Genomic DNA, 10,696 nt, shown 5'->3' on the forward strand with positions numbered 1-10,696 from the left:
CGATCTCGACCCGCAGGGCCGGGTGCAGGGCGATGTGCGCCGCGTTTCGGGCGATGGCGGCAGCGAGGCGGCGATCGAGGCGGCCTACCAGTCGGCGCGCCGCGCCATCCTGCGCTGCGAAAAGGACGGCTACGTGCTGCCCGCCGACAAGTACGAGCAATGGAAGGAGGTCGAGATGACCTTCGACCCCTCGGGCATGAGGATGCGCTGATGCCGCGCCTCTCGCCCGCGAAACCGTTGAACCCGCGCCCCGAACGGGGCGTTGCCCAACCACATGCGGCTGCCCAAGAAGGGGGAACAGACCCCCGCGGCCTGACGGAACGAGGACAATGATGCTGACCAGAACCATCGCGCTTCTGCTGGCGCCGCTCGTCGCGGCTGCCGCTCTTCCGGCGCCCGCGCTCGCGCAGGGCGGCCCCTTGCGGATCACCATCTCCGAAGGCGTGATCGAACCGCTGCCCTTTGCGGTGCCGGGCTTTCAGGCCGAGACTGCAGGAGCCGAGCAGCTTGCGGCCGACATCACCCGCGTCGTCGCGCAGGATCTCAGCGGCACCGGCCTGTTCCGCGAGATCCCGTCCTCTTCCTTCATCTCGACGCCCGGGAGCTTTGCCAGCCCGGTGGCCTATCCCGACTGGCGCGCGATCAACGCGCAGGCGCTGATCACCGGCGCCGTCGCGGTCAATGGCGACCAACTCACTGTGAAGTTCCGCCTTTATGACGTGTTCACCGGCGCCGAGCTGGGCGAAGGGTTGCAATTCGCGGGCACGCGGGGCGGTTGGCGCCGCATGGGTCACAAGGTGGCCGATGCGGTCTATTCCCGCATCACCGGCGAAAGCGGCTATTTCGACAGCCGCGTCGTCTTCGTCTCCGAGAGCGGCGCCAAGGACAACCGTGCGCGGCGTCTGGGCATCATGGATTACGACGGCGAGAACCGGCAGTTCCTGACCGACAGCAACAGCCTCGTGCTGGCCCCGCGCTTTTCGCCCAATGGCGACCGGGTGCTCTATACCAGCTACGAGAGCGGCTTTCCCCGGATCAACCTTCTCGACGTGGCCAGCGTCGGCCGCCGGCAGATCAGCACGGTCGAGGGCGAGATGGCCTTCTCCCCGCGCTTTTCCAAGGATGGCGGCGCGGTGATCTACTCGGTCTCCACCGGTGGCAACACCGACATCTACCGCACCGATCTGAACTCGGGCGCGCATAGCCGCCTGACCTCGGCGCCTTCGATCGAAACCTCGCCGTCGCTGTCGCCCGACGGCAGCCGGATCGTGTTTGAGAGCGACCGCTCGGGCACCCAGCAGATCTATGTCATGTCCGCCTCCGGCGGTGAGCCGCAGCGTATCTCCTTCGGCGAAGGGCGCTATGGCTCCCCGGTCTGGTCGCCGCGCGGCGATCTCATCGCCTTCACCAAGCAGAACGCGGGCCGGTTCCACATCGGCGTGATGCGCACCGACGGATCCGAGGAGCGGCTGCTCACCTCATCCTTCCTCGACGAGAGCCCGACCTGGGCCCCCAACGGCCGGGTGCTGATGTTCACGCGCGAGACCCAAGGCGCCTCCGGCGGCCCACAGGTCCATTCGGTCGATATCTCGGGCCGCAATCTCAAGCCCGTGCCGACGGGCGGCTTCTCCTCGGATCCCTCTTGGGGACCGCTGCAGCAATGACGCGCCGTTTGCACGGGGGCGACCCCGTGCTAGGCATGCCGACAAACACTCCTCGAGGGGCAGGACCTGACACATGAACAAGTATCTCACCGCTTCCATTCTCATCGGCGCTCTGGCGCTCTCGGCCTGCACGCGGCCTGACCGCTTCGGCGCGGGTGCCGGTGCGGGCGCCGACGGTCTCGGCGCGGGCGCCGGTGCGGGCGCGGGCTTCGACCAGTCGGCCGGGATCGGCCAGGGCGGCCTCGGCGGCGCGGGCAACCCCAACAGCCCCGAATACTTCGCCCAGAGCATCGGCGACCGGGTGCTGTTCTCGGTCGACCAGTCGACCCTGACCTCCGAGGCGATGGCGACGCTCGACGGCCAGGCGCAATGGCTGATGACCAACAGCGATTACCTCGCCGTGATCGAAGGCCACGCCGACGAGCAGGGCACCCGCGAATACAACGTGGCCTTGGGTGCGCGGCGTGCCAACGCGGCGCGCGAATACCTGATCTCGCGTGGGGTGCCCTCGTCGCGTCTGCGCACCATCTCCTATGGCAAGGAACGCCCGGTCGCGACCTGCTCGGACCCGAGCTGCTATGCCCAGAACCGTCGTGCCGTCACCGTGATCGCAGCCGGAGCGCTGAGCTGATGCGCCCGCTTCTGCGCCCGCTCGCGCTTCTGTGTGCCCTAGCGGCCCCGGCCGCCGGCGTGGCGCAGGAGCAAGACAAGACCCTCGCCGACATTCGTCAGGAACTGTCGGTGCTCTATGGCGACATCCAGTCGCTCAAATCCGAGCTGAACACCACCGGGGCCGCACCCTCGGCGGTGGGCGGCAATTCGGCGCTGGAGCGGCTCAACGCCATCGAGGCGCAGTTGCAGGGCCTGACCTCCAAGACCGAGGAGCTGGAGTTCCGGATCAACCGGCTCACCACCGATGGCACCAACCGGGTCGGCGATCTCGAATTCCGGATCTGCGAGCTGGAGGACGGGTGCGACATCGGCCAGCTGGGCGACACGCCCAGCCTCGGTGGCGTCGACAGCGCCGCCAATGTTCCCACCCCTGCGGCCCCGGCTCCGACCGGGTCTGGTCCCGCGCTTGCCATCGGCGAGCAGGCGGATTTCGAGCGGGCGTCGGAGGCGCTCGCCCAAGGTGACTTTCGCGGCGCCGCTGACCAGTTTGCGGCCTATGTCCAGACCTATCCCGGCGGCGCGCTGAGCGCCGAGGCCCTGTTCAAGCGCGGCGAGGCCCTGTCGGGTCTGGGCGACAGCTCGGGAGCCGCGCGCGCCTATCTCGACAGCTTCTCGGGCGATCCCGACGGCAAGGTCGCGGCGCAGGCGCTGTTCAAGCTGGGCCAGTCCCTCGCTGCGCTGGGGCAGGTGCCCGACGCCTGCGTGACGCTGGGCGAGGTTGGCACGCGGTTCCCCGGCGATGCGGCCGCCGCCGAGGCGCAGACCGCGATGCGGAGCCTGTCCTGCCAGTGATGGCGGGCCGATGAGCCTGACGCCGGACGCTCTCGTCCGCGCCGCCGCGGCATGTTTCGAGACCGGGCCTTGCGAGGGGCTCGGTCTTGCCGTGTCGGGGGGGAGCGATTCGATGGCGCTGTTGCACATGCTGGCGCCCGAGGCACAGGCGCGGGGCATCACGCTTCGTGCCGCCACGGTGGATCATCGTTTGCGCCCCGAGGCCCGCGCCGAGGCCGAGGCCGTGGCGGCCGCTTGCGCGGGTCTCGGCGTGCCGCACGAGATCCTCGACTGGACCGGCTGGGACAGACGCGGAAATCTGCAGGACGCGGCGCGGCGGGCGCGGCGCAGGCTGCTCGCAGATTGGGCGCAGCGCCACGGTCTCGGCGCGGTGGCCCTGGGGCACACCCGCGATGATCAGGCCGAGACGGTGCTGATGCGGCTGGCGCGGGGCTCGGGCGTCGATGGGCTCGCGGGCATGGCGTCGCGGCGGCAGGCAGACGGGCTCACATGGCTCAGGCCGCTCCTTGGGCTGCGGCGCGACGATCTGCGCGGCTGGCGTCATGGCGCAGGGCGTGGGCTGGGTCGAGGATCCCTCCAACGCCGATCCGCGGTTCCAACGGGTCCGTGCCCGCGCGGCGCTCGATGCACTCGTTCCTGTCGGCATCGCGGCAGGAGGGCTGGCCGATACGGCGGATCGCATGGCGATGGCGCGCGCGGCGCTCGAACATCTCGCCGCCACGCTGTCGCTGCAGGCGGTGCGGCTTCGGGTGGGCGCGGTCGAGATCGACGCCGTGATACTGCGCGACGCACCCGAAGAAACCCGGCTGCGGCTCGTCTCGGCGGCGCTGCGCTGGATCGGGGCGTGCGACTACCGGCCCCGTCTGGAAAGCCTGCGCGACGCGCTGGGTCGCGCAGGTGAGGGACGGTGGCGCAGCCTGTCGGGCGTGTTGCTGGCCGAAAAGGGCGGGCGGCTCTGGCTGTGCCGTGAGCCAGGGCGCGTCGAAGCCCCGGTACCGGCGGGTGCCATTTGGGACAGGCGGTGGCGGATCTGCGGGGCCGATGAAGGTGTTAGGATCGGGGCGCTTGATGAGCCTGGTCTCGCACAGTGCCCGGGCTGGCGTGATTTGGGCCTGCCGAGGGCTGCGCTGCTGTCGAGCCCGGCAATCTGGCGGGATGGGATGCTCATCGCGGCGCCTTGCGTGGTACCCGACGCGGCGTATCGCGCGCGGATTGTCGCGGAGTTCCCTTATCCGACGCTTCCGCATTGAAGATGGCGCGGCAATCTCTATTTTGAATTCGTGGCCCGCGACTTCCGTTTTGCGCGGCCAAACCAATTTTCGGAGGAAATCTCTTGGGCAACGCGCGCAACATCGCCTTCTGGGTCGTGCTTTTCTTGCTGATCCTGGCGCTGTTCAACCTGTTCAGCGGCGGGCAGTCCACGCTCCAGTCGAATACCCGCAACTATTCCGACTTCGTCGAAGCGGTCGAGACGGGCAACGTCTCGCAAGTCACGCTCGACGGCGAGGAGGTGCGTTACCGCGGCACCGACGGGCGCGACTACGTCACCATCAAGCCCGAGGACGCCGAGGTCACGCAACTGCTGATCGATCAGGACATCCCGGTGAGCGCGCGCAGCCAGGAACAGTCGGGCTTCACCACCTTCCTGCTGTCGCTGCTGCCCTTCTTGCTTCTGATCGGCGTGTGGATCTACTTCATGAACCGCATGCAGGGCGGCGGCAAAGGCGGGGCCATGGGCTTTGGCAAGAGCCGCGCCAAGCTGCTCACCGAGAAGCATGGCCGCGTCACCTTCGACGACGTGGCGGGCATCGACGAGGCCAAGGACGAGCTTGAGGAGATCGTCGAGTTCCTGCGCAACCCGCAGAAATTCTCGCGTCTCGGCGGCAAGATCCCGAAAGGCGCGCTGCTGGTGGGCCCTCCGGGCACCGGTAAGACGCTTCTGGCACGCGCCATCGCGGGCGAGGCGGGCGTGCCCTTCTTCACCATCTCTGGCTCCGACTTCGTCGAGATGTTCGTGGGCGTCGGCGCCAGCCGCGTTCGCGACATGTTCGAGCAGGCCAAGAAGAACGCGCCCTGCATCGTCTTCATCGACGAAATCGACGCCGTGGGCCGGTCGCGTGGCGTCGGCTATGGCGGCGGCAACGACGAGCGAGAGCAGACGCTGAACCAGCTTCTGGTCGAGATGGACGGCTTCGAGGCCAATGAGGGCATCATCATCGTCGCGGCGACCAACCGTCCCGACGTGCTCGATCCCGCGCTGCTGCGCCCCGGTCGCTTCGACCGTCAGGTTCAGGTGCCGAATCCCGATATCAAAGGCCGTGAGAAGATCCTCGGCGTGCATGCCCGCAAGGTGCCGCTCGGCCCCGACGTGGACCTGCGCATCATCGCGCGTGGCACCCCCGGTTTCTCGGGCGCCGATCTCGCCAACCTCGTCAACGAGGCGGCGCTGATGGCCGCGCGTGTCGGCCGCCGCTTCGTCACGATGATCGATTTCGAAAGTGCCAAGGACAAGGTCATGATGGGGGCCGAGCGCCGCTCCATGGTGATGTCCGAGGACGAGAAGAAGCTGACCGCCTACCATGAGGCGGGCCATGCCGTCGTCGGTCTCAACGTTCCGCAGCACGACCCGATCCACAAGGCGACGATCATCCCGCGCGGTCGCGCGCTGGGTCTCGTGCTGAGCTTGCCCGAGCGTGATCAGCTGTCAGTGACCTACACCAAATACACCTCCAAAATCGCCATGGCGATGGGTGGCAAGGTGGCCGAAGAGTTGATCTTCGGGCGTGAGAACGTCACCTCGGGAGCGACCTCGGACATCCAGCAGGTGACCAAGATCGCCCGCGCGATGGTCACGCAGTTCGGCTTCTCCGACAAGATCGGTCATATCGACTATGCCAACGAGCAGCAGAGCTATCTCGGCTCCTACTCGGGCGGGGCAAGCCATTCGGCCGAGACCCAGAAGGTCATCGACGAGGAGGTCCGCCGGATCATCGACGAAGGCTATGACACCGCCAAGCGCATTCTGACCGAGCGACGCGAAGATCTGGAGCGTCTGGCGCAGGGTCTTCTAGAGTACGAGACGCTGACCGGCAACGAGATCACCCGCGTGATCGCCGGCGAGCCGCTCAACCGTGGCGATGACGACGACAGCCAAAAGCCCGAACAGGGTGGCGGCGCGTCGGTCACGGCAATCCCCAGACCCGCAAGCCCAAGCCCACGGATGGCGGCGTCCCCGAACCCAGCGCCTGATCCGCGTTTCACGCAACAGGCGGCAAGCCCCGGCACCGAAAGGCGCCGGGGCTTTTTCGCGGCCGCTTGAGCGCGGCCTGTCCGGCTGGCAAGAGTGACGCATTCCCGTCCGGAGTTGCCCATGCCCGCCCTTGCCCCTACCGAATTTCACGGCCGCATAACTTGGCTCGGTCGCGTGCCGCACCGAGAGGCCAAGCCGATCGAGACCGAGGCGCTGGAGGAGATGCCCTTGGGCTTCGACGGGCTCGCCGGGGAGGTCCATGCGGGGCTGACCCGGCCCTCATGCTCGCGCGTCACCTCGCAGCACGTCCGGGGCACCGAGATCCGCAACACCCGCCAGCTCAGCATTGTTGGGGCCGAGGAACTGGCGACGATCGCCGCCAAGCTCGGGTTGGAGAGGATCGATCCTGCGTGGCTCGGGGCCTCGGTCGTGGTTGAGGGGCTGCCGGACTTCAGCCACCTGCCACCCTCGGCGCGGCTGCAGGGGCCGGATGGCTGCACGCTGGTGATCGACATGCAGAACCGCCCTTGCCAGTTTCCCGCGATGACCATCGAGGCGGCCCATCCCGGGCAGGGCAAGGGGTTCAAGGCCGCCGCCCATGGCCTGCGGGGCGTCACCGCATGGGTCGAGCGGCCCGGCACGCTGCGCCGGGGCGACGCACTGCGGCTGCATCTGCCGGACCAGAGAGCGTGGCGTCCCGATGCCAGGAGCGACGTTTAAGCGCGTCGAAGGGTCGCCGGGGTGCGGGACAGCGCCGCCCGGCCCGCGACGCTGGGACAGGGAAGAGGGAGCTCAGACATGGCGCAGAAAACCGACATCGAGATCGCCCGCGCGGCGGACAAGCTGCCGATCCGCGAGATCGGCGCGCGGCTCGGCATCGAGGAGGGCGACCTGCTCCCCTATGGCCACGACAAGGCCAAGATATCGCAGCCTTTCATCGACAGTCTCAAGGGGCGGCCCGACGGCAAGCTGATCCTCGTGACGGCGATCAACCCGACGCCTGCGGGCGAGGGCAAGACCACGACCACCGTGGGCTTGGGTGATGCCATCAACCGGATCGGGCGCAAGGCGGCGATCTGCATCCGCGAGGCATCATTGGGCCCGAATTTCGGTATGAAGGGCGGGGCGGCTGGCGGCGGATATGCGCAGATCGTGCCGATGGAGGAGATGAACCTCCATTTCACCGGTGATTTCCACGCGATCACGAGCGCGCACAACCTGCTCTCGGCGATGATCGACAACCACATCTACTGGGGCAACGAGCTCGACATCGACATCCGCCGCATCACGTGGCGGCGGGTGATGGACATGAACGACCGGGCGCTGCGGCAGATCACGGCGAGCCTTGGCGGGGTCTCGAACGGCTTTCCGCGCGAGGCGGGCTTCGACATCACCGTCGCCTCCGAAGTGATGGCGATCCTGTGCCTCGCCACCGATCTGCACGACCTTGAAAGGCGCCTCGGCGACATGATCGTGGCCTATCGCCGGGATCGCACGCCGGTCTTCGCGCGCGATCTCAAGGCCGACGGCGCGATGACGGTGCTGCTGCGCGACGCGATGCAGCCCAACCTCGTGCAGACGCTCGAGAACAACCCCGCCTTCGTGCATGGCGGCCCCTTCGCCAACATCGCGCATGGCTGCAACTCGGTCATTGCCACCACCACGGCGCTCAAGCTCGCGGATTTCGTGGTGACCGAGGCGGGCTTCGGCGCCGATCTCGGGGCCGAGAAGTTCTTTGACATCAAGTGCCGCAAGGCCGGGCTGCATCCCGACGCCGCCGTGCTGGTGGCGACGATCCGCGCGCTCAAGATGAATGGCGGCACCGCCAAGGAGGATCTGGACCACCACGACCCCGAGGCCGTGGCGCGCGGTTGCGCCAATCTCGGGCGGCATTTGTCGAACCTCAAGGGGTTCGGCGTGCCGGTGGTCGTGGCGATCAACCATTTCGACGGCGACAGCGAGGCCGAGATCGCCGCCGTCATGGAGTATGTCCGCCATCACGGTTCGGAAGCGGTGCTGTGTCGCCATTGGGCCGAGGGCGGGCGCGGGGCCGAGGCACTGGCCGAGCGGGTCGTGGCGCTGGCCGAAAGCGGCGCCTCGGCCTTCTCGCCGCTCTATGAGGACGAGATGGGGCTGTTCGACAAGATCGACACCATCGCGCGGCGCATCTACCATGCCGATCAGGCCATCGCCGATGCCAAGATCCGTGACCAGCTCCACGCGTGGGAGGCGCAGGGCTATGGCCATTTTCCAGTCTGCATGGCCAAGACGCAATACAGCTTCACCACCGATCCGACCCGGCACGGCGCGCCCACGGGCCATGACGTACCGGTGCGCGAAGTGCGGCTTTCGGCAGGGGCGGGCTTTGTCGTCGCGGTCTGCGGAGAGATCATGACCATGCCCGGCCTGCCGAGCCGCCCCGCCGCCGAGCGTATCCGCCTGTCGAAGGACGGTCACGTCGAGGGGCTGTTCTAGCTCGTCAAGCTGTGGGAAAAGGCGCGCCAGCAGCTTTGCGAAAGGGGTTCCGATGAGTGCAGCGGCCGAAATCGGCGACATGGCAACGCTTCGACGCGAGATCGACGCGATCGATGCGGATCTGGTGCGGCTTCTGGCACGCCGCGCCTCGATGATCGAGCGGGCGATCGAGCTGAAGCCGGGCGAGGGGCTCCCCGCCCGGATCGACACCCGCGTGCGCGACGTGTTGGAAAAGGTGATCGCGCGCGCCCATGCCGAAGGGCTCGATACCGATCTCGCCGAGCGGCTGTGGCGCGAGATGATGGAGCATTTCATCGCGCGCGAGGAAGAGGTTCTGGGCAAGGGGGACGCGACATGACCGCCACGATCATCGACGGCAAGGCCTTTGCCGCCGACATCCGGGGCCGTGTGGCCGAACAGGTCACGGCGCTCAAGGCGGCGCATGGCATCACCCCCGGCCTCGCCGTGGTGCTGGTGGGCACGGACGCGGCCTCGGAAGTCTATGTGAAGTCCAAGGGCCGGATGACGGGCGAAGTCGGCATGGAGAGCTTTTCGCATCGCCTGCCGGAGGAGACCTCGGAAGCGGATCTTCTGGCTCTGGTCGAGCAGTTGAACGCCGACAGGTCGGTGCATGGCATCCTCGTGCAGCTTCCCCTGCCGTGTCACATGAACTCGGACGCGGTGATCAACGCGATCGATCCGGCCAAGGACGTGGACGGCTTTCACATCTCGAATGTCGGCCTGCTCGGCACCGGCCAGAAGGCGATGGTGCCCTGCACGCCGCTGGGCTGCCTGATGATGCTGCGCGATCACTTGGGCGACATGTCGGGCAAGGAGGCGGTGGTGATCGGCCGCTCCAACATCGTGGGCAAGCCGATGGCGCATCTGCTCCTGGGCGAAAACTGCACGGTGAGCATCGCGCACAGCCGCACGAAGGACATCGCCGATGTCGTGCGCCGTGCCGACATCGTCGTCGCCGCCGTAGGCCGGCCCGGCATGGTCAAGAGCGACTGGATCAAGCCCGGCGCCACGGTGATCGACGTTGGCATCAACCGGGTGGAAGCCGAGGGCGGCAAGACCCGGCTGGTGGGCGATGTCGATTTCGACGAGGTCCGGGAGGTCGCGGGCGCGATCACCCCGGTGCCCGGCGGCGTCGGGCCGATGACCATCGCCTGTCTGCTCGCCAACACGCTCACCGCCGCCTGCCGGGCCAACGGCCTGCCCGAGCCCGAAGGGCTTACTGTCTGAACGTCTCCGAAGGGCTCATCGTCTGAACCCGCTCGAAGGCTTATTGTTCGACGAGCCTGAGGCGCTGATGATCTAGAACCGTCGGCGACCCCGCCCCGCGCCCGTGCGCGCGGGATAGGGGACGAGCAGCGGCTTCGTCCCCGTCAGCACCGCAAAGGCCGGAGCGCCGATCAGCGCGCGCAGTTCCGGCGCCGTGGCGGGCATGCCGCCGGTATAGGCGCCGTAGGCGGGCAGGATCATCCGCGCCACGTCGAAGAGCAGGCAGGCCCGCGCCTTGCCGCAGCCGGGCAGGCCGAGCTTGGGGTGGTAGTGGCCCGACAATTCGCCCTGTGCGCCTGGCTCGGCGACGTGGCGAAAGGTCAGCGGTCCCATGACCATCTCGGCATGATGCGCGCCCGGCAGCCCCGCCGGGCCGGGATCATGGTTGCCCTCGACCCAGTGCCACACGCGCCCCTCGATCAGAGAGACGAGCTGCGCGCGATCCTGCGCGTCGAGGCCCTGCGCGGCATCCAGATCATCGAAGCTGTCACCCAGACATAGCACGCCGCCCGCGCCGGTGGCGTTCAGGTCCGCCGCCAGCCGCTCCAGCGTGGCG

General features: G+C 67.9%; 10 protein-coding genes and 2 pseudogenes. 11 read left to right on the forward strand and 1 reads right to left on the reverse strand.

Annotated features, from left to right (window positions below):
- From tolA to folD, 11 genes and pseudogenes are all read left to right on the forward strand, one after another.
- Positions 1–211: cell envelope integrity protein TolA (gene tolA, locus MBELCI_RS16950; protein ID WP_045320410.1), on the forward strand; the 211-nt coding region annotated here is incomplete at its 5' end.
- 121 nt (positions 212–332) lie between these two features.
- Entirely contained in the window at positions 333–1,664 is a 1,332-nt protein-coding gene (gene tolB / locus MBELCI_RS16955) for a Tol-Pal system beta propeller repeat protein TolB (protein WP_021695477.1), read from the forward strand.
- Positions 1,665–1,737: 73 nt separating this feature from the next.
- Complete coding sequence (gene pal / locus MBELCI_RS16960; protein WP_021695478.1) at positions 1,738–2,295, forward strand: peptidoglycan-associated lipoprotein Pal; 558 nt, start codon at positions 1,738–1,740, stop codon at positions 2,293–2,295.
- Positions 2,295–3,128, forward strand: a complete 834-nt coding sequence (gene ybgF / locus MBELCI_RS16965) for a tol-pal system protein YbgF (protein ID WP_021695479.1) — start codon at positions 2,295–2,297, stop codon at positions 3,126–3,128. Before pal ends, ybgF begins: the two co-directional genes overlap by 1 nt.
- 127 nt (positions 3,129–3,255) lie before the next feature.
- Positions 3,256–3,606 (forward strand): annotated as a pseudogene (locus tag MBELCI_RS22810) (PP-loop family protein); the annotation flags it as partial.
- Positions 3,607–3,634: 28 nt separating this feature from the next.
- Positions 3,635–4,378 (forward strand): hypothetical protein, encoded by a 744-nt coding sequence (locus MBELCI_RS22045; RefSeq protein ID WP_235047683.1) that lies wholly within the window; start codon positions 3,635–3,637, stop codon positions 4,376–4,378.
- Positions 4,379–4,461: 83 nt separating this feature from the next.
- Positions 4,462–6,377, forward strand: a pseudogene (gene ftsH / locus MBELCI_RS16975) (ATP-dependent zinc metalloprotease FtsH).
- A gap of 121 nt (positions 6,378–6,498) precedes the next feature.
- Positions 6,499–7,098 (forward strand): MOSC domain-containing protein, encoded by a 600-nt coding sequence (locus tag MBELCI_RS16980; protein WP_021695482.1) that lies wholly within the window; start codon positions 6,499–6,501, stop codon positions 7,096–7,098.
- 78 nt (positions 7,099–7,176) lie between these two features.
- Positions 7,177–8,853, forward strand: a complete 1,677-nt coding sequence (locus MBELCI_RS16985; protein ID WP_021695483.1) for a formate--tetrahydrofolate ligase — start codon at positions 7,177–7,179, stop codon at positions 8,851–8,853.
- A 52-nt stretch (positions 8,854–8,905) separates the two neighbouring features.
- Positions 8,906–9,211, forward strand: a complete 306-nt coding sequence (locus MBELCI_RS16990) for a chorismate mutase (RefSeq protein WP_021695484.1) — start codon at positions 8,906–8,908, stop codon at positions 9,209–9,211.
- Entirely contained in the window at positions 9,208–10,101 is an 894-nt protein-coding gene (gene folD, locus MBELCI_RS16995; protein WP_021695485.1) for a bifunctional methylenetetrahydrofolate dehydrogenase/methenyltetrahydrofolate cyclohydrolase FolD, read from the forward strand. The genes MBELCI_RS16990 and folD overlap by 4 nt, the downstream gene beginning before the upstream one ends.
- 72 nt (positions 10,102–10,173) lie before the next feature.
- Here folD and MBELCI_RS17000 read toward each other — a convergent pair.
- A partial coding sequence (locus tag MBELCI_RS17000; protein ID WP_045320411.1) for a metallophosphoesterase family protein occupies positions 10,174–10,696 on the reverse strand: 523 nt, incomplete at its 5' end.

This window comes from Limimaricola cinnabarinus LL-001 (assembly GCF_000466965.1).
In the GTDB taxonomy this organism is placed as follows: domain Bacteria; phylum Pseudomonadota; class Alphaproteobacteria; order Rhodobacterales; family Rhodobacteraceae; genus Limimaricola; species Limimaricola cinnabarinus.

Excerpts from the sequence above, each read along its gene's own strand:
- MBELCI_RS16990 (WP_021695484.1), top strand. The coding sequence starts at position 8,906 with ATGAGTGCAGCGGCCGAAATCGGCGACATGGCAACGCTTCGACGCGAG.
- tolB (WP_021695477.1), top strand. The coding sequence starts at position 333 with ATGCTGACCAGAACCATCGCGCTTCTGCTGGCGCCGCTCGTCGCGGCT.
- pal (WP_021695478.1), top strand. The coding sequence starts at position 1,738 with ATGAACAAGTATCTCACCGCTTCCATTCTCATCGGCGCTCTGGCGCTC.
- ybgF (WP_021695479.1), top strand. The coding sequence starts at position 2,295 with ATGCGCCCGCTTCTGCGCCCGCTCGCGCTTCTGTGTGCCCTAGCGGCC.
- MBELCI_RS16985 (WP_021695483.1), top strand. The coding sequence starts at position 7,177 with ATGGCGCAGAAAACCGACATCGAGATCGCCCGCGCGGCGGACAAGCTG.
- MBELCI_RS16980 (WP_021695482.1), top strand. The coding sequence starts at position 6,499 with ATGCCCGCCCTTGCCCCTACCGAATTTCACGGCCGCATAACTTGGCTC.
- folD (WP_021695485.1), top strand. The coding sequence starts at position 9,208 with ATGACCGCCACGATCATCGACGGCAAGGCCTTTGCCGCCGACATCCGG.